Source organism: Paenibacillus pasadenensis (assembly GCF_023715725.1).
Classification (GTDB): Bacteria; Bacillota; Bacilli; order Paenibacillales; family Paenibacillaceae; genus Paenibacillus_O; species Paenibacillus_O pasadenensis_A.
In genome coordinates this window covers 732,648-758,011 of the sequence record NZ_JAMBOT010000002.1, presented here as the reverse complement: position 1 = coordinate 758,011, position 25,364 = coordinate 732,648, and the positions used below count along the sequence as shown (strand labels likewise).

Here is a 25,364-nt window from a genome sequence, read left to right as displayed (position 1 = left end):
CGACAAATCCCTTTACCCAATATGTAACCTTTCTAAACCTTCAACATTGTAACATGCGTTAGAGTTGATGAAAGGAAAATGAGGAAGTTCTAAGAAAATGAATCCTCCGAAACTCTTCCTTCTACACGCGCACTTCATTTCCTTCAATTTGCCCCTGTTAATTTCTTGAATATCTTGAATTCGTTGATCCGAAACGTTCCACAGAGAAATTATTCGATGTTTTTTTCGCGAAAATTTTAGGGGATTTCGGTCGGACCTTTTTGTTCAAATGCATGTTTTTCGTTAAAATCAATCATTTCTAGTCGTCTCATGCAATTTCCGACACTATAAAAGACTGATTTCCCTGGGTTTCTCGAGCATGCCCAATAATATTAACCCTATTAAATAGTTATAAGTCAACGAAATTACTTAGAAAATCCGCGAATTATTTTTAAAATTTTCGAATATATAAGAAGGAATACTCGAACGAATTGACGAAAGAGTATCCACTGAATTCCGTTTTATGCGCTAGCTCCGAAACGGGTTCAAATTCATATTCAAAGGGTGTGATATGCATGATAAGAAAAAGAAACTCAAAAATGGCCAGTATTATTGTAAGCGCTTTATTCTTGTCCACTATTGTTCCTGTCCTTCCCGCTTCAACCGTCACAGCAACAGCAAACGTCCCAATCCGCGTTGATGTGAACTCCAATGCCAGTTATACCGATAGCTCCGGAGCTGCCTGGTCAGCCGACCAGGCCTATACATCCGGCAGCTGGGGATACTACACCACCTACAATCCGATTACGATTACAGATGCCGTCGCTAATACGAACGATCAGGCTTTATACAAATCAATTCGAAATTTTAACGCCTGGGGCGGATATAAATTCGACGTGCCCAACGGATCGTATTCCGTTAAGCTCAAAATGGTTGATGAATGGGCATCTGCCGCCGGACAACGCAAATTTGACATCAAAATTGAAGACGTCGTAGCAGCGTCTGCTTTTGACATCTTTTCCGAATGCGGCGGCAAGCTGAAGGCTTGCGACCGTACGTTTAATACAACCGTTACGGACGGACAGCTGCAGGTTGCATTCAATATGGCTTCAGGCTCCCTCAATTACGCCACGGTATCCGCAATTGAAATTACGAGCAGCAGCGGCGGCAACGGGCCAGCTCCGGATACGCAGTCTCCTTCGGCTCCGGCCAGTCTGGCGGTTGCAGGCAGCCCGACCAGCTCCAGCGTTTCTTTGTCTTGGAACGCTTCTACGGATAACGTCGGCGTTACCGGATACGATGTATACAACGGCTCATCACTAGCGGCATCCGTAACTGGAACTTCAGCGACGATAACTGGCCTGAACGCCGCTACCGCCTACACGTTTACCGTCAAAGCGAAAGACGCGGCAGGCAACGCTTCGGCTGCAAGCAACTCCGTTAACGCAACGACCGCAGCACAACCGTCAGGAGGAGGCAGCGCTCTCGTCCGAATCGATGTTAACGGCTCCTCCAGCTACACCGATAGCAGCGGCTCCGTCTGGTCGGCCGACAAAACATACGCATCCGGCAGTTGGGGGTATTACAACTACATCACGCCAATCTCCTTCACCAATGCCGTGGCCGGAACAAACGATCCCGTATTGTACCAAAAGGCTCTCTATTTCAACGGCGGCGGCTACAAAATCGATCTCCCGAACGGAACCTATCAAGTGAAGCTCAAAATGGTCGAAGATTGGGCCACCGGAGCCAATCAGCGCAAATTCGACATTAAAATGGAAGATGTCGTTCAAGCATCCTCCTTTGATATTTTCGCCCAATGCGGCAAGCTGACTGCTTGTGACCGCACCTATACAACTACCGTTAGCGACGGCCAGCTTAATCTTGTTCTAACGATGAGCAGCGGCTCCGCCAATTACGCGACTGTCTCCGCCATCGAAGTGAGCAGCGCTCAGCCGGATACTCAGGCTCCGACCGCTCCAGCCAATCTTGCCGCTGCAAGCCCGGCTGCTTCCAACAGCGTTACTTTGTCCTGGTCCTCTTCTACCGATAACGTCGGCGTCACCGGCTACAATGTGTACAACGGCTCCACTCTCGCCGCCTCCGTAACCGGTACAACAGCAACCATTACCGGATTGAATGCGGGTACAGCCTACACCTTTACCGTCAAAGCAAAGGATGCCGCGGGCAATCTTTCTGCAGCCAGCAACGCCGTTCAAACGACTACGGCGGCTCCCGACACGCAAGCGCCAAGCGCGCCGTCCAACCTCGCCGTTAACGGCACGCCCGCTTACAACAGTGTGGCTCTAACCTGGAGCGCGGCAACGGATAACGTCGATGTTACCGGATACAACGTGTACAAGGGCAGCACACTGGCCGCCTCCGTTACGGGCACATCCGCAACCGTCACCGGGCTTACCGCATCAACCGCATACAGCTTTACCGTTAAAGCAAAGGATGGCGCAGGCAATTTGTCTGCAGCGAGCAATACGGTGAACGTAACGACGCCGGCACAGCCGCCGCAAAGCGCAGGCAACAAAATTATCGGTTACTGGCAGGCATGGGCTATCTACGATTCCAAAGGCTTTTATCGCCTTGACCTGATCGACGCCGCGAAGCTGACGCATCTCAACTATGCTTTTGCCGATATTTGCTGGAATAACTACCATGGCAACGGCTCCAATGACGTAAGCTTCAAAACATACACGACCTGTAAAGACAAAAACGGCAATCCGATTACCGTTCCGAACGGGACGCTGGTGCTTGGTGATCCTTATGCGGATACGCAATTCGCTTACCCGACCAATGATCCTTCCCTGCCGTTCCAAGGCGCGTTCAACCAGCTTATTCAGCTCAAAAAACAAACGGGTCTGAAATCCATCATTTCGGTTGGCGGCTGGACATGGTCGAACCGCTTCTCGGATATGGCGGCCGATCCACTGACCCGGAACAATTTTGTCACCTCTTCGGTTCAATTTCTGCGCGACTATCAGCTTGACGGCATCGATATCGACTGGGAATATCCGGTTGAGCTCGGTCTGCCAAGCAACTCCCGCCGACCGGAGGACCGCCAAAACTACGTGCTGCTGCTGCAGGAGCTGCGCGCAGCGCTTGACACGGCCGGCCAGGCTGACGGCAAACACTACACCGTTACGATTGCCGGAGGAGCAAGCCCATCCTACCGAAACAGCAACGATATGGCCGGCATTGCCCAGGCTGTCGATTGGATTAACATTATGACGTATGACTTCCATGGAGACTGGGACGCCAAATCCGGACATAACGCTCCGCTTTACTACGATCCGGCCGATAATGGCGTTGATCCGCAAAATTTCTATATTGATGCAGCCGTCATGGGTTATTTGAACAATGGCGTACCGGCCAACAAACTGGTGCTTGGACTTCCGTTTTATGGCCGTGGCTGGAATTGCGGCCCGAACGCAGCCAACAACGGCATGTATCAGACCTGTGCCAAAGCCGATACCGGCACCTGGTCCGATCAAGATGCATGGTGGGACTTCTGGGATTTGGAGCAAAATTACTTGACGAAGGATGCCAACGGCAACTATACCGGCAAAAACGGCTTTACTCGTTATTGGAACGATCAAACTAAGACGCCTTGGCTGTACAATCCGACCAGCGGCCTTACGATTACGTACGATGATCCGATGTCCCTCAAAATTAAAACCGATTACCTGAAATCAAAAGGCTTAGCTGGCGCCATGTTCTGGGAGCTGGATGCCGACCGGGGCAAAACGCTTATTACCGTACTAAGCAACGAGCTGCCTAAATAACTGCGTTTGCGTAGAATCCAATCGATGAGGTTGGATTCTACTCTTTATTAATCCGATAATACTCCCAATTATTAACATATACTTTCAATTTTAAAAATGAAGAGGTTTCTGTGCTTGAGACGCCCTGCTGCTCGTGCAAAAGTTATGCAACGATGTATAATAGAAGCAATCTAAATGACTAGCTTTGAGAAGAGAGGATCGTCTAGTGAAGTATAATCTAAAAGAAGTAGCACGATTATCAGGCGTCTCGGCTTCCACCGTCTCCAAGATCATTCATAATTATAGCGATGTAGGTGAAGACACCAAAAAAAAGGTGCTTCGTGTGCTCGATGAGTTAGGCTACACAAACAAGCTGATTCTTAACAAAGGAAAAAAATCACGAAAATTCCGCAATATTGCCGTCATTTTTGCGGGAAACTACGATGTCGGGCTGAATCATGTCTATTTTAGCGACGTTGTGAACTCGTTCAAGTTCCAAATGGATTCTCTCGGTTATGATATGATTTTTTTTCCTTACAGCTCCGACGCCAACGATTATGTCGCCCGCTGCAAAAGCTACAAGACGGAGGGCTGTCTGATTATTGGCGGCAATGAAAAGGAAACGGTAACCGCCCTACTGAATCAAAGCGAAATTCCATGTGTCGGCATCGATATTAGCCTGTCCGGCGGAATATCGAGCTTTATTATGACGGATAACAAAAAAATCGCCTTGGCCGCCGTGGAGCATTTGTACTTAAAAGGGTACAAGGAGGTCGGGTTTATCGGCAGTCATGAAAAATCCGAGGTTTCGGATTTGCGTGAGCAGCATCTGATTGAGGCTTTAAAATACTTCGGCCTGACGGTTAATCCGAATTGGTTCGTGCACGGCAACGAATTTTCGGAAGCCAGCGGTTATCAGGCGATGCAGCAGCTGCTGAAGCAGCCTGAACGGCCGCAAAGCCTGTTTGCGGCATCGGACTCGCTGGCGATCGGCGCCATGAAAGCGGCCATGGAGCATAATTTGCGCATCCCGTTTGATATGGCCATCGTCGGTTGCGACGACATCGAGGCAGCCAAATTCTCCAGCCCGCCGCTCACCACGATTCGCCAGGATAAAGAAAAGATCGGCAAGCTGGCGGCTTTAGTGCTGAACGATTTGATTAACGAGCTATCGGTCCCCGTGCAAATTTCCGTCGAACCTGAATTGATTGTCCGAAGCTCCACCTAAGCCGGCTTGCTGCGGCTATCCAAGCGGAATCGCCCTGAGGCGATTCCGCTTTTTCCTTTCATTAGCGAATGTGTGGAAAAAGTGTGGATTCACTAAGGATGGGGACAGACTTTGATACAATAGAGGCACCAAGCTTTTATGGAGGATTGTCAATGATGAATGGATATGCAGTCGCAGTCGTAGACGACGATGCCAAAATCCGTGAGATTGTCGAGGCCTATTTGCAAAAGGACGGGTATCAAACGATCGGGTTGTCTAATGCGGAAGAGGCTTTGGACGTGTGGAAAAACGATTCGCCCGATCTGTGGATTTTAGATATTAATTTGCCGGGAATGAACGGTTACGAATTTTGCCGGCTCCTCCGTAAAGAAACGGAAGTGCCCATTATCATGATTTCGGCGAGAGACGAGGAAGTTGATCGCATCTTGGGTATTGAGCTCGGTAGCGACGATTATTTAACGAAGCCGTTCAGCCCGCGCGAGCTGGCTGCCCGGGTTAACCGCCTTTTTTACCGCTTAAGCTCCATCATGAAAATTCAGGAGGAACCGGCTCAATCTGCCGCTACCCCTTATCCCCTTAAACAGCAGCAGATTATAGGCGGACTGCAGCTCCTGCTGGAGGAAAGACGAGTGTACTGGCAAGGCGATGAAATTAATATGACGCTTAAAGAATTTACGCTGCTTCAAGTTTTGCTCCAGCAGCCTGGCAGAGCTTTTTCCAGAGATGAGCTCCTTACGCTGGTGTGGCACGGCGATTATTTTGGAAGCGAGCGCGCCATTGACGATCTTGTGAAACGGCTGCGCCGAAAAATTAAAGAGCTGCCGATTGAAACGGTATGGGGATTTGGCTACCGATTAAGCGTTCAAGAAGAGGTGGCGGAGCGATGAAATTAATCCATCAGCTTAATTTATCGTTTGGCGTCCTGCTTTTATCGATTGTTGTTGTTACCGCTGTCCTTATTTATCCCATTATGTCCAACACTCTCATCAAAGGCCAGCGTGCATCCATGCAGGAACAGGCAGTTACGCTCATTAATCAAATCAAAAATCCCGGGATTCCCAGTAAAGAGCCCGTAAATTTTAAACCTTCCGAATTTGAAGCGGCGCAGTCGCTGTTGGCTAAATTGAATCAAACCTTTATAATGCGCAACCTGCCAAAAAGGAATTTATCCGCCGGAGAGCAAGTTCAGATCCGCGACGGCATTCTGCATAAACCGGATGGCGCGTATTTGCTGGAAACTGAGGTTGAACCGCCCTCTCTGCTTAATCCTAACGCGATGACAGTGTTGGTCACGACACCGATAGCCAAAATTGAATCGATGCAAAATGAGCTGTTTATCCGTTTCATGGTAGTGCTCACAATTGGCGGATTGCTCGCTTTTCTGCTCAGCATTTATATGACCCGGCGCATCGCAACTCCATTGATGAAGCTGAGAGAAGAGCTGAAAAAGCTTGAAACCAGGCGTTTTTCTGAAGTTCAGCTCATTCATTCCGGCGGTGAAATCGGCGAGGTTGCACAAAGCGTCCATCAGCTGGCTGCTGAGCTGGACCGACATCAGCTTGCCCAAAAGCAATTTTTCCAAAATGCTTCCCATGAGCTGAAAACGCCTCTTACTTCCATTCGAGGTTACGCAGAGGGCATCCTCGACGGCATATTTAAGGAAAATGCAGCCGTTAAGGGCCTGCAAACAATCGCCAGCGAGTGTGAACGGTTGAAAAAGATCGTCAACGAAATGATTCTTTTGGCTAAGCTGGAAAGTGAAGAAGGCATATTTCACGCTTATCACGTATCCGTAGAGCAGCTGGTCAGCCAGACGGCCGAAAGGATTAACCCGCAGCTGCTGGACAAAGGACTGAAGCTCGAGGTGACTACACGTTCTCCCGCAAGCAAAGCTTCCCATATTAAAGCCGATCCCGATAAAATGCTTCAGGCATTGCTTAACATCGTAGACAACGCTTCACGGTACGCCCAACATGTAATCCGCATTCAGATTGAAGAACAAGACAACATGATCTCGATAAAAATTGCCGATGACGGCGCAGGCATTCCGGATTCGCTTCTTCCCCGTTTATTCCAACGCTTCGCTAAAGGACAGGACGGACAGACCGGGCTTGGACTTGCCATCTCCCGTGCAATCGTTGAGCGCTGCCAAGGCCAAATTTCGGCCAGTAACGGCAGCAATGGCGGGGCTGCATTTGTTTTGCGGTTTCCCGCTGCCGGAAGTTAATTCATCGTCTATCCAAATTTAAAGCCTGCTGCCTTCCCCTAAGGAAAGCAGCAGGCTTTTTTGATCGTTTTATTTGCCGGGCTTTAAGACAAAATTGCGGTTTTTTAAGTAAATCGATACATCCGACTGGTTCGCAACATCAATGGAATGCGTCACAACGATAATGCATTTATTCTCTTTATGCGCGAGCTCCTTGAACAGCTGCACAATATCTGCGGATGTTTGCTCGTCGAGGCTTCCTGTCGGCTCGTCAGCTACAAGCAAATCCACATCGGTCGATAAGGCACGTGCGATGGCGACGCGCTGCTGCTGTCCGCCGCTAAGCCGAAGGACATTCCGATTCGCCTCCGATTCATTCAGCCCAACCTTTTGCAGCAGCTCAAGCGCTCTGCGTTTTTTGTCCTTCACCTTAACACCGGTTATTTCCATCGCCGTTACGACATTTTGCAATGCCGTCATGTACGTAATTAGATTGAAGGATTGGAATACCATCGATACATGTTTGTTACGAAACTTATCTAAGCCGATTTTTTTGAGGTCTTCACCTTCAAATAATATGGAGCCGCTTTTAGGCTGATCCAGCCCGCTTGCGAGACTTAACACCGTTGTTTTACCGGATCCGGACGGTCCCAGAATCGTATAAAAACAGCCTTTTTGAAAGGAATAATTGATATCCTCCAATATTTTAACTTTTTTCTGGCTCGATCCATAGGAATAAAAGATATGTTTAAATTCTAGTGCAGTTTCCATCGTTAACCTCCTATTCGTCCTTTAACAAAATATCTTTGGGATTCAAACGCATAATCGATAGAGCCGGAATGAGTGTCGCCGATAACGAAATCACCATCATCAGAAGCGCGATAAGCGCGAGAATATCTGGCGTTACGCTAATATCAATTTCATTTATCTGCGGTGCTTCTCCGACCTCTGCTCCGGAATAAAATTGCTGCTCCGCCAAATTGTTCTCCGTTGAGGCAATTTCATTAGCCAGCAAAGTATCCCCGATCTTTTGCGAGATTATTTCGCCTGTCAAAGACGATAACCCAAGAGCAATAACCGCAACGAGCAGCACTTCCACTACGAATTGCCCGATCAGCTTGCTCTTTTTCTCGCCAATCGACAAAAGGATGCCCATTTCCTTTCTGCGTTCCTTAATCGACAACATAATAATCAGTGCCAATATCGCAATTCCGGCTGCAACAACAAGTGTTACCATTAGTTTCGCAATGGAAGCCATGCTTTCAATCGGTTTCATCATTTGTTTGTACAGGTCATCATTTGCGTCCAGTTGATAATAACTCGGAAAGTTTCCGATGCTGAGCGCTTCTTTTTTGAAGGCATCTACATCTTTAGGGTCCTTCAAGTAATACGTATAGGTTGGAGGCGAGCTTGTTTGGAGCAGTCCAAAAGGAACATAAATTTCGTTTGCCGGATCAAGCAGCGACAGGGTTGCTCCACCGAATGAGGCCGGTTCCTTTTTCGATTCATAAATGCCGATAATTTCAAGCTCTTTGTTTTTCATTTCGCCTTCCATCATCGAGGCGACCTTAATTTTGTCTCCGACTTTTAACTTGTTTTTGGCAGCCAGCCTTTTCTCGATGACGGCTACATTACGGTCGGCCATATCTTTTGTGATGGGCTCTCCTTCGACCATTTTGGCTTTTCCATCCTGGAATGACTCGACTAACGACGACTCCATCACGCCAAAAATCGTGAAGTTCAGCTCGCCGTTTTGCCCGAATGATTCACTGCCGCCAAACGCCTTCACCCAGTCGAGGTTGAGCATTTCAACGGCTGATTGCCTGACGTAATTGTAGGATTTGATATAAGCGGAGCCGATAAGCTTGTCCGCGTCCTTTTTGTCGACAGACGGTACTCTGCCAGGAGTTCCATCGCCTTTCGAACCCGCTCCCCCTGCCTCGAGATATTTATTCAGGTCGATTTTTAAGATCACATCAGCACCGAGCGTTTGTCGAGCCACAACAGCCGCTTCCTTCGATGCGCTCTGAATCGCTAATCCGGCTAAAACTAAATTCAGTACGATGAAAAAAATGCCCATTAACAAGAGCGATTTTACTTTTCGCATTTTGACGCTTAGAAACGCCCGTTTCACAAAGTTCATATTCATGCCTCCGTTATATCTTGAATGTACTTAACCTCACTGAGGAGTTGGGTCAAGTATATCGGAGGCATAACGATGACTTCTGGAGCAGCTGTAGAAAGAGTGTGGAAAAAGAATGGAATAGGTTACTCTCTCCTATCTAACATTTTCACGCTTTATCCGGGCATTAGATAGGGTCAATCTGAAGCTCAATTGCATTAAATATTCTATTAAAATGTATTCATATTAGGAGGATCAGATCATGAACGACAGCCCTCAACCTATTTTCATTAGTAATTTTAAAAACTCGATTGGCATTACTCTTGTATTGTTCATTCTTTTAGTCATTGTGGCAAATGTTTTCTATAGCCCTTTCCGACAAGGGAATCCCGTCCAGGATGAAGATTTATCAACATTAGGATCCGTTTCCGTCTATGTAAAAAACGGCACAGGTAGTTACGTCATGAACACAACGAGTCTGACAGGAGATTTTGAACCGCCAGGACCTTCTCCTCACACAATCCAGTCAGGCGGACAATATCGCTTTGAAATTTTAACTAAATCTCATGCTTCCGCTACTGCGAGCTACAATATCACTTCTGCAAATGGAGAACTTTTGGGGACCGCTACAATAAAGATGGGTTGGGCAGGCAGCATTGTCTTCAGATACGGAACAGCTACTGCAACTGTGACAGGTCCATTTAAAGCGGTTAAAGAAGATTCACAAATTGTGAGAATTGATCGGTCGTAAATGAACTCCATCTTAACCTGTTTTAAAATGAGGACGCAAAAAAAAAACCGCCCCTAAAGGGGCGGTCCGCTCTCATGATGAGTGCGTGAGTAGGATAGGAGTGGAGACTCCTATCCCGAAACTGGACGTTTTTAATTTGTAAAATCGATGATCTCTTTTCTCAGTTTCAACTTGTCACGAACCCCAGCTGTATAGGCCCCTCTCACCGAAACTGTATGCTTCTCAAAATAAAGATCAAGTAGCAAATCAACATCAGGATGACCTTCTTTCGGAAGGTTTTCCTTTATACGCTCTACAGCAGATTCAAACTCCTCTATCTTTCCTTTAATTGACTGCTCACATTCATTCACGACTTCCCACGTTCTTTTCTCGATTACGGCTTGCAAAATATCATCTAGCATTAGTGTTCCTCCTGATGTGATATACTCATTATTGCGACAATTAAATAATAAATGGAGATAATCGCATGGCACTCCAGATCTGGAAGTGCCAGTTGAGATCGTTACGTAAGTCAGCAGGCTATACCCAATCAGAGCTTTGCGAAGCTCTCGAAGAGGAATGTGGCATCGAAGTAACCAAAGCCTACATATCTAATTTGGAAAATAACAGAGGTACACCTGCAAGTCATTTAATGTTAAAGGCTCTTGCGATTGTTTTAGAGTGCAGCATGGATGACTTATATACTTACAAAAGGTAATGATATCAACTGGTTGAGCAGTTTTAAACTGCCCTTCCCGATCAAAAAGTACACTTAACAGTGTACTTTAGCGGTGCAACGGAATCTATCTCCTTTCTGAACCCTCATTCCCTTTGTTTGTGATTATCGGCCATTATAAGCGCGAAGTTAGTCGAATTGTGTCGACGGTAAAAATTTTCTTATTATCATTGCAATAAACTTCTAATTATTACTACAAATAACAGTTCTAAAGGCACTGAATTATTCACATTTGTAGTAGCTCATACCTAAAAGACCTCCAGCTTTCAGAGCCGGAGGTCTTATTTTTTTCGCGATTTTTTCCACATACAGTTGCATTATGATATCATATATGATATTATTATTTCAGGAGGTGAGACATGGCAAAGATAGAAAAACTCATCCAGAAGATGAGAAATAAGCCGAAAGGAATTACCTTCGAAGAAGTGAAAAAAGCCCTCGAACACGCCGGATACACTGAGGTAAGAGTTAACGGCTCTCACCATCACTTCCGAAATGCTCAAGGACTTCTCACAACGGTTAAGCGCGAAAATCCCGTCAACCCCAAAGCTGTACAGGATGCGCTTAGAAGGTACGAGGGTTAACCTCGCGGGGGAGCAATCCCCCGATTCCTTCCTCTCTATCTTAGCCAATTTTATGACAAAGCAAAAGGACGTAAATTACTACCTGTCCCTGCCCTATACGTTTCAAGTTCGCTTAGAGCCTAATGACGGCGATCCGTATTACTATGCCAGCGTGAAGGAATTGGACGGCTGCCATACGACAGCCCCAACCTGGGCCGAGGCTTACACGGATCTCGAATCGGTGTTTAAAGATCACATTGAAATCAAATTGGAATACGGTGATCCTATTCCCGAGCCGCAGGATGATTTCAGCGGTAAGATTCTTCTTCGGCTACCTAAGTCATTGCATCGCGAGCTAATCGCAAAGGCCGAACTGGAAAACACTTCATTAAACCAATATCTGCTCTATAAACTAAGCAAGTAACAAATAAAGCCCGCCGACTCTAATCCCGGCGGGCTTTAAGTTTGCTCAACGTGCTATTCATGTCTATTTCCCACGGGATAAGCACCCGGCTGGCGCCCCGAACTTCCGGTTCCATTGTGATATATCCCTCCTGCTCCAGCCCGCGCAGCGCAGCCTCAACCCTTGCCGGCGCACGGCCACTGAATTTGGACAGCGTTGCGACCGATGGAAAATACTTATATCTGCTGATGTGATTGCTTGCGATCCGCAGCAGCTTGCGCTCTGTGTCGGTTAACCGCCTCACGAGTCATCACGCTCCTGTGCCGATCATAACACAAACGTTTGTTCTCATAAAGCCAAAAAGTCCGCCAACCCGTTAAGGTCAGCGGGCTTTATTTATGCCAATGGAATTCCTGCGCTCGTCCGCAAAGCATTTGCCATCACATTATAACGGCTCGGGTCGAGGCCGTTTGCCTTAGCCTTGTGCCAGGCAGGCGACAGCCAATTAAAGATGATCTCCTGCGCATTACTCTTGGGAAGCTTTTCGCCAGCAGCTGCTGCTCTGACGTTATCCGCCAGCCGCGAGTAATGGTCCGCCTCTTCCCTCTCTCCTGCTTGGAAAGACGCAAGCCAAGCTGATTGGATATAAGACACAATGACATGATCCCGGACATCTGCAGGCAGCTTGGCCGGAGCTGGCGCAATTGGGACCGGCACGGCCAGCTCTGCCGTAATGTCCGCAATCAACTGCTTGAGCGTCACCCCTCCTGCAGCCAATGCCTGGTCACAATCCCGCTTGCGCGCCGGATCGAGCTGCCGGTGACTTGCAATATGCGTCGATGGCGTCTTGCCCCATTTGCTGCAGCACAACGCCAGATACCAGACAAAGCGCTTGTAAGCCTGGTCAAAGTTTATGGAACCTCCATAACATAGCTCGATGCCCAGCGCCGCATGATTGGCGTCATAGCCGTACAGCTCATTGTCAGCTTTGATATTGCGGATGACGTGATAAGCTTGCTCAGCTGGATCGGCGCCGGTGCCCGCCGGTATAATCTCTAAGATTTTCCTGTCATCGATAAACACCTGAGCCGATGCGGTCCGATCCGTCTGGCGTTGGAAATAAGTCCAATGGTTATCCGCAGAAGCCCCCGGATTGCCCGTATCGTGGGCAACAAAAAAGGCCGGGCTGCCGGTTACGAGCCGGATGCCTGGCCTTACGTTAGGGCGCTTGTCGATATAGCGCCGCTCAATTGGGTATTTATTTGCGTTCATTGTGACCACCCTCCCCGCTTGCGCCTTTAGCTGTCTGTTTGATGAGCTGATAGCCGTAGACGGCGACCGCGCCGCAGAGCACGCCCTGGATGATGCTCTCCACACTCCCCCCAAGCAGCAGGCAAGCCATCAGCACACCTACCACCGTGACAGCGTAGACGATGCTCCAGTCCGGCACACGGGGAGTTTGCTTGAGGATGTAACCGACGATCCAGCAAACGGCCAGGACGCCGCCCAGCTCCGGCCTGATAAGCGCATTGATAAAAGTCCAGTCCATAGTCATGGTTGATTCGCTCCCTATTGTACAAATTTGATAGCAAGTCCAATCGCAGCAACGCCAATGCTGATTAACGCACAGGCCGTCGTAACGACATACCGCTGTCCCTGACGCATACGCTCGATTGCATCATCCATATCGTCCTTGTCCTCTTTAACTGCATCCTCCAGCTTGTCTATGCGTTTGTGGGCAGACCGAGCGCTCTGTGCTGCCTCTTTAGCCACATCATCCGATGACTCCAGCCGGTCAACGAGTCTCCCGACGCTAAACGCCACTTCACTTAGCGCTTTTGTGCTGGCCTCTTGCGATGTCTCCAGCTTTGCAACTTGGATAATCAATGTGTTCATCTGCGTATCGCTCATGGTTGCCCTCCTTAAATAAAAAGAGCGCCTACTCGGCGCTCTCTGCTCCAATAATCGTATTTGCTTGCTCTTGCGTGATTTTGCCCAGGGTAACAAACCGCTGCACCTGTGCCGTCGTGTAGCAGCCCAAGTCGTAATAGCGCTTGATCGTCGCGTACCAATCCATTTAGATGACACCTCCCTCTACGAGCGTCAGCAGCAGCGCCGCTTGGTCTTGCTCCGCTTTTTGTAGCCGAGCCTCTGTCTCTGCCTGACTGAGCAGCAGCAAAGCGTTATCCTGTTCGCCTTGCTGCTGCCGCGCCTGTGTCTCCGCCAAATCAAGGAGCAGCAGGGCGTTGTCGACCTCCAGCTGCTCAATGCGGAGCTGATCCGGTGTCGGCTCCGGTGGAGCTGGCTGCAGCGCCTCGATCTCCTCCGGGGTCAGCCCTTCCACCCAAAACGCCGGAGCTTCCGGGGCGAACGGTTCAGGGCCTCGCTCCTCCTCTGGCAGCGTGAGCCAGGCAACCATTGCAGCAGCATGCGCCACCTCAGCTGCTTGGTGCAGGTCATACGCCTCCCGATCGAACCGCGGGCGATACAGGCCGCCGGGTACGGGCAACGCGACGCGGTATCCGGTAATCGGTGCATCCTCGTTGTCGTAAGGGTCATCCGGCGCTGTCAACAGCAAATAACCCGTTTCGCTGTCGTCAACAAGATCGACGTCAACGAACAGGCCGTTAAGGTCTGTTATTATGGCTTCTTTCATTTGAGCCTCCTTAGTCTAACGGAACAATTGCGTTAATGTAGTTATAATTACTTGCCGTTGATCCTGCTGCATTTGAGGAAATGAACACAGTTCCCGTATCATTGATACTGAGATAGCTAGGCACAATGACATTGTTTATTTGACCCATAGTAACACCGTGATAAGCAGTTTTTGGTCGGTATTTCGGTGGAAGGTAGAAAATCGCCGAATAATTATTTCCGCCTTTCACGACTCCCTTAATCTGAACGGTGTTACCAACCAACTTATACGCAGGAGCGTAAAGCTCGGTTGATTCATAAGGTGCCCAGCCATTAAGCAATGTCGGCGTAATCCATTGTAGCAGCTTAGCCTGCGCCGTTCCGTTTTCCAGTACGGTCATGCGCCCGGCCAGCTGCGTTGCTGTTTTAGCAAGCTCATCACTCACTGATCGCTGATTAGTCGCATACTCCGTGCTGATCTGCGTTGGCGGGATGCCAATTAGGTAGGTATCCAGCGCAAGATAGGTGACTTCGTAAACGGCGGACGGATCATAATCGTTTCTCACAGCTACTGCACGTTGATTCCCGTACGCGAGGTCAGTGTAAGCCGAAAATACCCGATCCTCTTTCCTATTTCTGAACACAGACAATATTGCTTTTGTGCGATAGGCTAGCTTTGAATATTGATTCGTGCCCGTGTTGTTGTAGTTAATAATCGCCCAGTTGCTATCGTAGTACATGTTTGTCACAAGCTCCCGCACAACAGCCCCATATCCAACCTCCAGCGTATTGGCTCCCTCCGCCAGCATGATCGCCCCCTCAGAGCGTACGGGCTCGTCGGTTGGTGTGGCGAGCTGGTATTGGAGGCGGTAAGACTTTGTTACTCCTGCATTAGATGAAGATGTATGGGCATTATTGTTAAGTGCTACGTTTATATCTTGCTGTTCGCCTGTAAATGAAGGGGTAGTAATAACTTTGTATTGTTCGACCCACGCCTTAGTTCCCGTACCGTTGTACATACCAGAGGAGGCCGCTTGTCCTGCGGTTTTCATTTTCCAGCCGTTAAAATACGCCTTAACATCATCCACTGTCGGCGTGTAGCTGTCGCCCCAGCCGCTATCAGTATTAAGAATTGTAATAGCCACAATGGATTTATTAGCCGGGTCTGTCTCATCTGATACGACATGCTCGTCAGCGGCATTTGTCAGTGTTCCGCCTTGGCTAACTCGTTTCAAAATCTTTCCGTCGAATTTTACGGCATAGCCTGTATCTTTTAGTGGGTTGGGGATCGATAGGATTGCAGTTTTGTAAATTGCCGCGCCGCCAAGGAATCGCCAAGCCAAATCCCCCGTCAAATCCAACGACTTAAACCGTCTCGTTGCCCGCGCTTGTCCCGTGTTATCCGTATACAGCTCATCGTAGACGGTGCCGTCCAAGCTGGCTGCAAGCTGGGAGTCTGGGTAATAGATATACTGTTCGGATTGAGGCGAAAAGGGAGATGCGATCGAGCCTAATTCTAATTGGGGTTCTTTGAGAGTAAACGTCACTGGGTAAGTCCCGCTATAGCTCGGCCCATTCATAAACGCCAAGGCCAACTCAGATACTCCAGTTGGCACTGTAAAGGTATTTGTTGTAAGTGCGCCGAGGTCTGCAATATAAGTGCCACTTGACAGCACAGAGCCATCATTTATCCCTACGCGCAAGCGAGCCCCGGCGGTGATGTTGGAGCAGCTTATCGTATAGGTTTGGCCCGGAATAACCTTAACTGTCGTGCCAACGTACTGCCCGGCGGACGGGAGGATAAAACTAAGCTCATAGGGAGCAGATAAATTAACCGTTGGCGTTAACGACGACTTTACCCAGGTAGAGATGGCAGGAATTAAGTTTATTCCTGCTTGCCTCACATACGCACCATTCACGTTTTTGATATCATCGACGTAAGGATACAAAGCTGCTGCTTGAGCTTGGGTCATCGCCAAGACCGCCTCATACTCGTCTGCATTGATTTCGTATACCGCGATGTTTGCAAAGAGAGCTTCTTTATCTGCTCCCCAACACCAAATGGATGGATTTAAATTTTGTTGTGACTCGCTTGTTTTTTGTGCAGCGATTACGACCGTTGTCCAATTAGTTGATGTTACCGAAATACTCTTACCGCCAAAATACGCATCAATCTTTGTTGTGGACAGATTTTTTACACTGGCAACCATCACGTAATTTTTGCCTAGCGATGTTGTTAATGCAGGAGATCGCATAAGCGTAGCATTACCAAAGCCTGTATTGACTTTGAGCTTTATTGAGCTTCCTCCAGTTGGAGATGTCCCAGCAGCAAGGGACGTAACCCCATTGCTTCCAGGCCAACCAGATAAGCTATCTCCTCGCCCAGCTCTCCCCAGCATATTCAACAGCGTTCGGCCCTTAATGCCTTTAACCCGGAGTGGCGTATCTTGCTTTGCTTCAACTGTCTGAAGTCCTGGTAAGAGAGAGAGAGCTGCAGGAGCTGCGTCCGTTAAATCAGCAACAAGAGGCTGCACGGCATCATCAACCGTATCTTTACGGGCGATATCATCGGCAGCAGATGGCGCTGTGACCTTGGCACGACCGTTTGTGTCCCTTTGTACGATCCGGGAAGCGGTGGCTGCGTTGGTTGCTCCGTCCAGCTTAGTTTTATCTGCAGCGGTATAATCGTTGGTGGAGAGTCCTTTACCAGAAGCTTTATCCACTTTTTCGCTAACCGCTGTATCGAGCTTGTCCCAATTATCGTTGAGCATTGTTTCAATATTAAATGTGTCTTGACCGTCTGTTTGTGGGTTTTTCTTATACAAATTTAAATTTGGTGTTTGGCTCGGCATTTTAGCCCTCCTCTAAAAATGGAGCAAAGTCAGTCAGCTTCCGTTGCTGCAGTTGATTGATTGTCATGCCCTGAACCTCTTGAACAAGCAAATATCGGAACTTGTAATCTAGTATCAAATGCGCCGGCTTGATTTCCTCGATTGCAGCCTTTAAATCGTCCAGGTTCGGCGGTAGCCCGAGCGTGTCGACGAATGTAATCAGAATCCGCCGTTCGGATGGGAAAACCGTCACGCTGATTGTACCGCCGCTGTAAGCCTGGGCGACGTTTTTGAGGAGCGAACCGGAGGCTTTTCCGTAACCGCGCATTTTGGAGATGATAACGGACCGGCGCTGGTCTACCGGTTTACCAAGTTCGATAACGAGATTCAGATCCCGTTCATAACGATCAAGTCCCCATGTCGCGCTTTCTGGATAGGACTGATCCAGCAGGCTTTCCGCCCCTGCGAAAAGTAAATCAAGCTCCTCACCTTCACTCTGCAGCAGCTCATACATCTCTATGACTTCGTCGTAAAGATCGGGCAAATACCCTATTAAACGGTCGCTCATGTGACGGTCACCGTCCCGACGATTGGCACCTCATCCAGAGCCGTTTGAATGTTTGCAGCCTGGCCGTTTACAAGCAAGTTGCTATAGTCAATCACCGGCGGAATACCCAGGATAATGCCCTGGATACGAGTGTAGCGGATAATGGTGTCCGTAAAGGCGAGCTCGGCCAAATAGGCTTTCAGCCCAGTCAGGATCTGCTCGCGCACCTGGGATACCGTAGCTCCCGTTGCCAACGTCACTGAAACGGAAACGTTAATCGGGATCTCGGTTGCTCCCACTACAGTCACGACAGCCCCGATCGGCGCTGCCCCTTCACCTAATCCGTCCTGAGTCGGGTCGATATACTGCTGGACGGCAGTGACCAGAGCAGGCTCGGGAGACGTCATACTCTCATCGAGTAGGACAACCTTGACCGTTCCGGGACCAGCCCAAAGCGGAAAAGCTCGTACACGGCCAACGCCGCTGATCTCCCTTGCCCATTGCTCGTACTGATACCGGTTGCCGCTTGTAACGGGTTTGGTGACCTGCTGCTGGTAACGCTCGTACAGCGCGGCGTCGGTTTCACGATCCGTCCCGGGGATCAGTAGCTCCGTCAGCTCCGCGCGGACAAGATCCGGCACAAAGTCAATCGGCAGCAGCGTCCCGAAGCTACCGTTTGCCGTAGAACCAGTAGTCTCTGCTTCTAACCGGTAATCGCCAGCGGCCAAGCGGCTGATGGCTCGATAATTGATGCCGCCCAGTGAAAAACGGTTGCCGATTGGGATATCCAGCGGCGCGTCGGCAGCGGCGTAAAATCGCCCCCGCACCAGCGCCTTGGTCGCCGACTTCCGTTTGACACCGGACCAAGCTATGGCTCGATCCAGATAGTCGCCTGTCGCCGTGTCAGCAAAACGTTGGTCCGCCTGCACGTCGAGCTGCACGTATAGCTGCGCCATTTCCGCCGCAGCTGGAGCCATGGCGTCGTAAATAATACTCCCGGGCCGCTTGTCCATATCGTCAGGGATCCGATCCAGCATCCGTGCTAGGATCGTATCAAACGTCTGGTTCTCATACACTCATTTCCACCTCCGATATCGTGCCGGCTACCGTGTCAACGGCGAACAAAGCCGTCAGCTGATCATCTCGCTGCTCATAGACAAAATCCCGCACGGCCAAGATCCGCTCATCAAAAATCAGCGCCTCTGTTACGACACGCTCGATCTCAGCCTCCATCAGTGCATTGGATGAGCTCCCGATAATCTCGTCGCGCTCTGTGCCGTACTCGTCCGGATAGATGAGGTAGGCGTAACGGGATGTCAGCAGCGTCTTGACAATAAACTGCTTGATTGCCTCTAGGCCGTCAACGGTACCGCGCACTCGGCCCGTCATCAGATCCAGCGAATAGGTCTTGCTGGGCAGCGCCGCGGGCTGGTAAAGCTCTGGCGTTTGCAGATTAGGCCCCATAGGTCACCGCCTTGTCTAAAATAAAAAATGACTGCCCGCCCTGTTGGGCTGCAATCATTACCGTGTCGCCAGTTTTTAGCTGATCCGAATATGTGATTGTACGGCTGATTCCGTCCATGATGACCGTTTCCTCTCGCGCAGCCAAGTGTGCGGCCACAATCAAAAATTCGGCATCATAGACCCGTTTCAAGTCATCGCCGATCTGCACCCGAAGCGCCGGCGGCGGTTGGATGACGGTGCCAATCAACGTGCGGACAGGCTTAGCAGACCCCACCGCGTCAAGAGCAATCTGCTGAATTAGCTCTTTCATTTATCCTCCGCCCCCAGGATCTCCTCGCGCAGTTGCTCCGCAAACGTTTTTTCGTCGTCCGACTTGTCATCCGTGTCCGACTTGGCCGTGCCGTCCGTGTTATACGCCGGATCAATCTCCGGCAGCTCGTCCGTCTCCGTGAGCGTAAGACTCATCGTGTGCTGCTTGCCGTCAAAGGTGTGCGTGTCCTCGTCAACAAAGTAGCCACGCTTGACGTTCAACTCCGGGATAACGACGTGTACGCCGGATCCGGCAACTACGGACGGGATCCCCCAGGCTTCGAGCGATAGAGTCCGCTTTACGCGTCCCTTCTGCGCAAGCATTGCCTGCGCCCGCTGCTGTAGCTGAGCTTTGTTTAGCTCCTCGCTAATCGACTCATACAGCTGCAACACACCGTAGCGCCCCTCAAGTGCCTTGCTCGATGCGACAACGGTAACAGCCCCTTGCTCGCCATCTTTGCGCAGCTTAACCCGTGTTGCCATCTCCTCGATGCTCGCGGAAGCTGAGTAGCTAATCAGGTTGCCGCCGCTCTCAATGACCCATTTCTGGACCGTGTCCTTGAGCGCCAGCAGCTCTACTTTCCCCGCCCGGCTCCGCAGGGCGTACCTGCTACCGAGCTGCTTATAGGTGGAATCCAGCGCCCGCAGAACCATGTCATATAGAGGCTCGTCCTCGCTGATCTGGTTGACTACATGGCGCGTATCGGCAATGGCTCCCGGCGTGAGCTGAAAGTCGTTGCAAAGCTTACGGAGGATTCCTGCGGCTGTTAGCCCCTTGAATGTGTACGTATCAGAATTATTTACGAGATAATAGAGCTGGTCATAAGCGGTCAATGTGAGTTGGCCGTCCGAATTGCGCTCCGCTCCGAAGACAGTGCCGCGGAACAGTTCAGCACCCTGCCAGCGAAACAGGATAGCATCGCCGCAATAGACTTCTACCGGTTGGTGGCCGCCACGAGGGATGGAAAGCAGCGTCACGCTCAGGCGGCGCGGGGCCCGGTATTTTTGGCCGTTCCATTCGACGGATTGCACGGGCAGCTCGTAAGAGCCGCCAGCGAATCGCGTTAAAATAATCTCAATCATGCCATCACCTCTTAGGCAGCTTCAACTTTTGACCGGGGCGCAGAGCGTAGGGAGACTTGATACCATTTAATGTGGCGATCTCCTTGTACCGGCTGCCATCCTTGAGCTGGGCTTGGGCAATCTTCCAGAGCGAATCGCCACTCTTTACTGTGTAGGACGTCGGCGCAACTTTATTGTTCGGTCGCGCGCTGCCGGACGATACGGTGACTTGCTTTTTGCCCGCGACCGTTTTTTCGGCGAGCTTCCGTGCTTTGACAAACCGGTACTCCCGTAGGCTGAGTGTGTAGTTGAGCGTGTCGGGATCGCCAGCAGCCTCCGTTACATTAAAATCCTCTATGGAGACAGCCGTATTTACAGGGGTGCCTGTTACGATGAAGCGACACGGCATGCCGGAGTCTTTCCATCGCTGGAGCATTTTGGCGATGTCCCACGGGCGCGGCCACGGGTGTTTGTCGTACGAGCAATAGCGGCCCCAGGCCGCGGGGAGCATGGAGCTGAAACTATACGTTTTTAACGCCGGGTCCTGAATGACGGCCACCTCACCAAGCCCCGCAATGCTGACGGTTGTATTTACGCTCGGGCTGCCGATCTCCAACGTCTCCGGGTTAACCGGCAGCCAAAGCACCTCGGTATTGTTGTTGTACTTGAGCCACAGCTCCGTCATCCGCTGTACGCCCCCTTCGCTCCGGTAAGCATGCCGGTCATTAGCTCGGCGCGGATCGCTTTGACAGCCTCTTTGCCAACACGCTCGGCATCCATATCGTTACTGTAATGGTTATCGCCGGTCATGTAGACTTTGATGTCGCCCATACTCTGAGCAGCCGTACCTTTTCCGGCGGCCATACCTCGGATCAGCTCGGCCTCTTGGGCTGGCAGCACCGTCTCACCTTTGTGCAAGCGGAACAGCATATCGTCTTTCGGGATGTCACTGATTCCCGTTGCGGCTCCTGGAATAAGCTTCATCCAGTTTTTCGGGAAGCGCTGGCCCGGCGGCGTAAGCGGGTTAAAAAACTTAATGCCATCCGTAACCATGCCGGGGATATCCTTTGCGCCAATCCCTGGAGTATCCACCCCGATTGATATTTTTTTACCGGATAGCTTGCTGATCCAATCCGCCAATGTCTTAAATACAGGCTCCAGCGTATCCATAAGCGGCTTAAACTCGCGCCAGGCGTCTAAAAATACGCCGACTTTGGCCGAGGCATTGTCCAGCCAAATCTTTATATCATTCAGCCAACCCTTAGCAGCCGTCCAAAATTCGTTCAGCTTTAACTTGATCGTGTCCCAGTTTTTCCAGACAGCATAGAGGGTGGTAACGGCCGTAATAATCCAGCCGATAACCGGAAGGAATCGAGCCCCGCCAACAGCAGCACGACCGAGCCACGGAATGAAAGGCTTAATCCATTTCCACAGCTTAGAGAAAGCGCCACCGAGCCACTTCGCCCCGGTCCAAAGTCCTTTGAAAACAGGCTCCAGCTTTTTATAGATTGCGACTCCTTTGCCTGCAGCGAACAAGCCCGCAAAGGCGGTGGTAAGGGTCAGGATAATAGGCTCCAACGTTGACCAGTTTGTCACCATCCACTTTATTCCTTTGCTCAAAGCGCCGGCAAATGTACCCGCCAAGTCAGAAATACTCTTGGTAAATTCGACGATGCTTTTCTTACCTTCGTCTGTCTTTGCCCAAGCGGCCAACTCTTCAAAAGCTGGGCTCGCCGATACGATCATTGATTTACCTATATCTACGAGAATCTTTTTCATCTCGCGTGCGGCGTCATTAATCGGAGTCATAGGATTGTCGTCGCGAAACTTGTTAAATTGCTGATCAAGCTGCCCGGTCGCTTTGATCGTGTCGTTGACGGCCCCCGCTGCAGCGAGCATAGGCTCTTTCAGATCTTCGTACTTAGTTCCCAACAACGTTGTGGCGATTTTGGCTCGTTGTGTCTCGCTTTGAATCTTGTTCAGGCCCTTTGCCACCATAGCAAGAGCCCCCGCTCCACTGAACTTTCCGGCATCCATTTGCTTATAAATCTTTTCCGTCTCTTTTTGGCCGAACATAGCTGTATACGCATTGATTTGATCATCAGTTAATTCGGATCGGCGGATATTAAATTCACGAATCATATCCGCTGTATCGTCATGGTTTCGCCCGCCGCCTTGGACTGCAGCAACCAAAGCAGCACCTACATTACCAATGCTCATGCCCATTGACTTAAACGAGCTACTGTACTCGTTAATCGTATCCAGGTAATCGTCGTATTGGTCACCTGCTTGCTGCATGACTGCTGCAGAAACGTCACCGATTTCTTTCATCGAACCCAATTGATTTTTGTAAGCGGAGGCAAAACCGCGGTTTACTTCTGGCACATCTTTTTGATAGATTTGGGCGAAAGCAGCAGATATCCGAGTCGCCTCATCAAGCGCAGAACCAGCTAACTTGGTTTGCTGCGAATGATCCACATAAGCGCGTGTGACGTCTTCCCTGGTATCGCCGACCTTTTGATCATAGTAAATGCGATTGACTCGCTGAGTGACTTCATTCACCGGGGCATTCGTTATAGCTGCAGCTCGCGCATCGTTTTCAAACGAACTTGCCCCCGCCAAGAATGATCCTGCGCCTACTGCCCCCGCACCTACCCCGATCCCGATAACAGCCCCTTGTGCGGCTTGCGCCCGCGCCTCTATGTCGTTCAGAACCTTTGTTGCGTTGTCCTTGACTGTGGCAACTACAGATACCCGCATTTTGTTCAACGCAGATGCGGACGAGCGGATTCTCTTCAAGACCCGCGTCGCCCTATCGTTAACCCGGGCAACAATCTTGGTATGCTTTCGTGCAAGGTGTTCCGTCATCTTCTTGAGCTCTTTCAGCTTCTTTCCAGCCAGATCCTGTGCTTGAATCTTCATTTTGATTTTTGTCCGCTCCAGAGCCCTCGCTTGTTTGCGGGTTTGCTCTGTAGATTTCTTCATTTTATCCATGCTTCGCTTCATTTTACGGAGATTACGAGTCATGCGATCTTGAAGGGCGAACATAGTCGTAAGCTTAGCCAATGGATTCTCCTCCTTTCTGAAAAATAAAAATGACCCCTCACGGAGTCATTGATAAAAACAATTTAGAAAATGATTCAATCACTTTTTCGTCCTCGTCAATCATCATAAGTACGACGGGACCGTTTATGAAAGTAGCTGCGCCAAGGCTAGTTTCTTTTTCTACTTTGATATAATCGTCATAAACTTTCTTTGCATCTTCATTCGTTTTAAACTCAACCACATTAAAATATGTGTGAGGAGCTTTTTTAACTGATTCTCCGTCTGCAGCGTATAACGCATTAGGCCAGCTTTTTAGCATAATTTCGCTTATGACTTCATACTCCAGGGATAAATCCTCCACACCTGCAAGTGCCTTTACAAACTTCACCATACTTGGCCCTTCCCTATCCACTAGCACTGGAGCCTCTTCCGGTTCTGGGCTCGATGATGGACTCGGTGAAGTAGTCGGAATCGGCAAAGCACTCGCTGCCGGTTGCTCCGTTCCCTTTTCAGGCTTGACTGAACAAGCCGCTACAACTAATAGAATTATAACGGGCACCCAGGCCCACTTTAAAAATCGCGTCATTATGTATCCCTCCCAGAAACAGGATACGATGACCCGGCGCAATCGCGCAACAAGTTTTCGACATTATTTCCCTTTTTTCTGAGAGGGCTTTGGCTGATTGTCCTTAACCCATTGTTCAATGCTGCCGTAAATATACGCCCGATGGAGATCGTCCATGGCCCATAAGTCCTGCGGTAAGATATGCAGCTTATGCAAGGCGTAGTGGGCCATGACCGCATCCTGATCACCGGACTTGATTAGTTTTTTGCTTCTTCGACCAAGTCCTCGTCCTGATCGCCGTAGCCGTTCACTCGGTTAACAGCATTGATCCAGTCCGTATATTCGCCGCCTACAGACAGCACCGCTCGCGCCGCCTCCACAGGATCCACCACTCCATAGGATTCCAGCAGCTCTGCTGATCTAAAGTCCGGGAAGACGGTGGACTCCAGCGCCATCTTCACAGCCATTCGCTTAGAATCAAGAATCTCATCAACCACGCGCCCTTTCTTGACGATGCGGCGCGTGCAATCTTCCTGAATCTCCTCAATCCGCTTCGGCGGCAGGCTACGGAGTACGAACGGAATCGGCTCCCCTTTGTCATCGAGGAAGCGTTTTGTAATGACAACCTCCTCTTCGATATACTCCTGCTTTGCCCTGCCCTTCATGAAAAATGCCATGTTCTTGTTCATCATATCGCTCCTATTAGCCCAGCGTCGGGGCTGTGAATTGATCGGTCATGTCTACATCGTCGAAGGTAAAGGACACTTCTTCATCCAGCGCTTCCGCTTCGGTATCAAGGGATGCCATGACGACGCTGTCCAGGTTCACGCCGCGCAAGATGACGGTCTGCGCGCCGATCGACGAGGACGGATCCTCATTCGTAACCTGGATACTGAAATAGGTGTCTTTTCCGTTTTTGATGTAATCGTACATCAGCTGGCGGAAGCGGGACGTGACGTAATAAATTGTCATGGAGCCGGTGCCGGACCATCCGGTCGCCTTGTGCTGAGTACCTCGACGTCCAAGCGTTTTTACCTCAGCCTTTTGCTTTTCAGCGGTCGCTTCCAATGTGCGGACATAGAACATTTCCTCAACGACGCCGTTGATTGTCGCGAATGCCCGTCCTTCCTGGCCCGAAATCGTGTCGTTCGATTTGAGAAAACCCAT

27 protein-coding genes and 1 pseudogene are annotated in these 25,364 nt (G+C 49.9%); 8 read left to right on the top strand and 20 right to left on the bottom strand.

All coding sequences use genetic code 11. From position 1 onward, the window contains the following. Positions 1–554: 554 nt before the first annotated feature. From M3223_RS08920 to M3223_RS08905, 4 genes are all read left to right on the top strand, one after another. Entirely contained in the window at positions 555–3,773 is a 3,219-nt protein-coding gene (locus M3223_RS08920; protein ID WP_251560913.1) for a glycosyl hydrolase family 18 protein, read from the top strand. A gap of 205 nt (positions 3,774–3,978) precedes the next feature. Beyond that, a complete protein-coding gene (locus M3223_RS08915; protein WP_251560912.1) occupies positions 3,979–4,980 on the top strand; it encodes a LacI family DNA-binding transcriptional regulator in 1,002 nt (333 codons plus the stop codon). Between the two features lie 155 nt (positions 4,981–5,135). Next, entirely contained in the window at positions 5,136–5,867 is a 732-nt protein-coding gene (locus M3223_RS08910; protein WP_251561025.1) for a response regulator transcription factor, read from the top strand. Next, entirely contained in the window at positions 5,864–7,207 is a 1,344-nt protein-coding gene (locus M3223_RS08905; protein WP_251560911.1) for a sensor histidine kinase, read from the top strand. The genes M3223_RS08910 and M3223_RS08905 overlap by 4 nt, the downstream gene beginning before the upstream one ends. 69 nt (positions 7,208–7,276) lie before the next feature. On the opposite strand, the gene M3223_RS08900 is transcribed toward M3223_RS08905, so the two are convergent. After that, the gene (locus M3223_RS08900) at positions 7,277–7,957 is read right to left on the bottom strand and encodes an ABC transporter ATP-binding protein (RefSeq protein WP_251560910.1); all 681 of its coding nucleotides are present in this window, start codon (positions 7,955–7,957) and stop codon (positions 7,277–7,279) included. 10 nt (positions 7,958–7,967) lie between these two features. Next, positions 7,968–9,329, bottom strand: coding sequence for an ABC transporter permease (locus M3223_RS08895; RefSeq protein ID WP_251560909.1), 1,362 nt, complete (start codon positions 9,327–9,329; stop codon positions 7,968–7,970). 241 nt (positions 9,330–9,570) lie between these two features. Between M3223_RS08895 and M3223_RS08890 the strand changes: the two genes are divergently transcribed. Next, positions 9,571–10,059, top strand: a complete 489-nt coding sequence (locus M3223_RS08890) for a hypothetical protein (protein WP_251560908.1) — start codon at positions 9,571–9,573, stop codon at positions 10,057–10,059. Positions 10,060–10,190: 131 nt separating this feature from the next. On the opposite strand, the gene M3223_RS08885 is transcribed toward M3223_RS08890, so the two are convergent. Next, positions 10,191–10,460, bottom strand: a complete 270-nt coding sequence (locus tag M3223_RS08885) for a hypothetical protein (protein WP_251560907.1) — start codon at positions 10,458–10,460, stop codon at positions 10,191–10,193. A 65-nt stretch (positions 10,461–10,525) separates the two neighbouring features. On the opposite strand from M3223_RS08885, the gene M3223_RS24465 reads away from it, so the two are divergent. From M3223_RS24465 to M3223_RS08875, 3 genes are all read left to right on the top strand, one after another. Next, a complete protein-coding gene (locus tag M3223_RS24465; RefSeq protein WP_353057678.1) occupies positions 10,526–10,756 on the top strand; it encodes a helix-turn-helix domain-containing protein in 231 nt (76 codons plus the stop codon). 377 nt (positions 10,757–11,133) lie between these two features. Beyond that, positions 11,134–11,358: a type II toxin-antitoxin system HicA family toxin gene (locus tag M3223_RS08880; RefSeq protein ID WP_251560906.1), complete on the top strand. Its 225-nt coding sequence runs from the start codon at positions 11,134–11,136 to the stop codon at positions 11,356–11,358. Continuing rightward, the gene (locus M3223_RS08875) at positions 11,333–11,761 is read left to right on the top strand and encodes a type II toxin-antitoxin system HicB family antitoxin (RefSeq protein WP_251560905.1); all 429 of its coding nucleotides are present in this window, start codon (positions 11,333–11,335) and stop codon (positions 11,759–11,761) included. Before M3223_RS08880 ends, M3223_RS08875 begins: the two co-directional genes overlap by 26 nt. A gap of 19 nt (positions 11,762–11,780) precedes the next feature. Here M3223_RS08875 and M3223_RS08870 read toward each other — a convergent pair whose 3' ends face one another. The 17 genes and pseudogenes from M3223_RS08870 to M3223_RS08790 all read right to left on the bottom strand — a co-directional run bounded on the left by M3223_RS08870 (position 11,781) and on the right by M3223_RS08790 (position 25,364). Then, a complete protein-coding gene (locus tag M3223_RS08870; RefSeq protein ID WP_251560904.1) occupies positions 11,781–12,044 on the bottom strand; it encodes a helix-turn-helix domain-containing protein in 264 nt (87 codons plus the stop codon). A 428-nt stretch (positions 12,045–12,472) separates the two neighbouring features. After that, a pseudogene (locus M3223_RS08865) lies at positions 12,473–13,012 on the bottom strand (peptidoglycan recognition protein family protein); the annotation flags it as partial. Continuing rightward, positions 12,999–13,289: a phage holin family protein gene (locus M3223_RS08860; protein ID WP_251561024.1), complete on the bottom strand. Its 291-nt coding sequence runs from the start codon at positions 13,287–13,289 to the stop codon at positions 12,999–13,001. The pseudogene M3223_RS08865 and the gene M3223_RS08860, both read right to left, overlap by 14 nt. A gap of 20 nt (positions 13,290–13,309) precedes the next feature. Continuing rightward, positions 13,310–13,651, bottom strand: coding sequence for a hypothetical protein (locus M3223_RS08855; protein WP_251560903.1), 342 nt, complete (start codon positions 13,649–13,651; stop codon positions 13,310–13,312). Between the two features lie 28 nt (positions 13,652–13,679). After that, on the bottom strand, positions 13,680–13,817 hold the full coding sequence (locus tag M3223_RS08850; protein ID WP_251560902.1) for an XkdX family protein: 138 nt from the start codon (positions 13,815–13,817) through the stop codon (positions 13,680–13,682). Beyond that, a complete protein-coding gene (locus M3223_RS08845; protein WP_251560901.1) occupies positions 13,818–14,396 on the bottom strand; it encodes a hypothetical protein in 579 nt (192 codons plus the stop codon). It lies immediately after the preceding gene. A gap of 10 nt (positions 14,397–14,406) precedes the next feature. After that, positions 14,407–17,226 carry a hypothetical protein gene (locus M3223_RS08840; protein WP_251560900.1) on the bottom strand — a complete coding sequence of 940 codons (2,820 nt, stop codon included), beginning with the start codon at positions 17,224–17,226 and terminating at the stop codon, positions 14,407–14,409. A 1-nt stretch (position 17,227) separates the two neighbouring features. Further along, complete coding sequence (locus tag M3223_RS08835) at positions 17,228–17,773, bottom strand: putative phage tail protein (protein ID WP_251560899.1); 546 nt, start codon at positions 17,771–17,773, stop codon at positions 17,228–17,230. Next, positions 17,770–18,828, bottom strand: coding sequence for a baseplate J/gp47 family protein (locus tag M3223_RS08830; protein ID WP_251560898.1), 1,059 nt, complete (start codon positions 18,826–18,828; stop codon positions 17,770–17,772). Before M3223_RS08830 ends, M3223_RS08835 begins: the two co-directional genes overlap by 4 nt. Continuing rightward, complete coding sequence (locus M3223_RS08825; RefSeq protein ID WP_251560897.1) at positions 18,821–19,216, bottom strand: DUF2634 domain-containing protein; 396 nt, start codon at positions 19,214–19,216, stop codon at positions 18,821–18,823. The genes M3223_RS08830 and M3223_RS08825 overlap by 8 nt, the downstream gene beginning before the upstream one ends. After that, positions 19,206–19,526, bottom strand: coding sequence for a DUF2577 domain-containing protein (locus tag M3223_RS08820; RefSeq protein ID WP_251560896.1), 321 nt, complete (start codon positions 19,524–19,526; stop codon positions 19,206–19,208). Before M3223_RS08820 ends, M3223_RS08825 begins: the two co-directional genes overlap by 11 nt. Beyond that, complete coding sequence (locus M3223_RS08815) at positions 19,523–20,608, bottom strand: XkdQ/YqbQ family protein (protein ID WP_251560895.1); 1,086 nt, start codon at positions 20,606–20,608, stop codon at positions 19,523–19,525. Before M3223_RS08815 ends, M3223_RS08820 begins: the two co-directional genes overlap by 4 nt. Before the next feature lie 4 nt (positions 20,609–20,612). Then, entirely contained in the window at positions 20,613–21,272 is a 660-nt protein-coding gene (locus M3223_RS08810) for a LysM peptidoglycan-binding domain-containing protein (protein WP_251560894.1), read from the bottom strand. Then, complete coding sequence (locus M3223_RS08805) at positions 21,269–23,653, bottom strand: phage tail tape measure protein (protein WP_251560893.1); 2,385 nt, start codon at positions 23,651–23,653, stop codon at positions 21,269–21,271. Before M3223_RS08805 ends, M3223_RS08810 begins: the two co-directional genes overlap by 4 nt. A gap of 37 nt (positions 23,654–23,690) precedes the next feature. Then, positions 23,691–24,218 carry a hypothetical protein gene (locus M3223_RS08800; RefSeq protein WP_251560892.1) on the bottom strand — a complete coding sequence of 176 codons (528 nt, stop codon included), beginning with the start codon at positions 24,216–24,218 and terminating at the stop codon, positions 23,691–23,693. Between the two features lie 236 nt (positions 24,219–24,454). Continuing rightward, entirely contained in the window at positions 24,455–24,886 is a 432-nt protein-coding gene (locus tag M3223_RS08795) for a phage tail assembly chaperone (protein ID WP_251560891.1), read from the bottom strand. Between the two features lie 13 nt (positions 24,887–24,899). Further along, a complete protein-coding gene (locus tag M3223_RS08790) occupies positions 24,900–25,364 on the bottom strand; it encodes a phage tail tube protein (RefSeq protein ID WP_251560890.1) in 465 nt (154 codons plus the stop codon).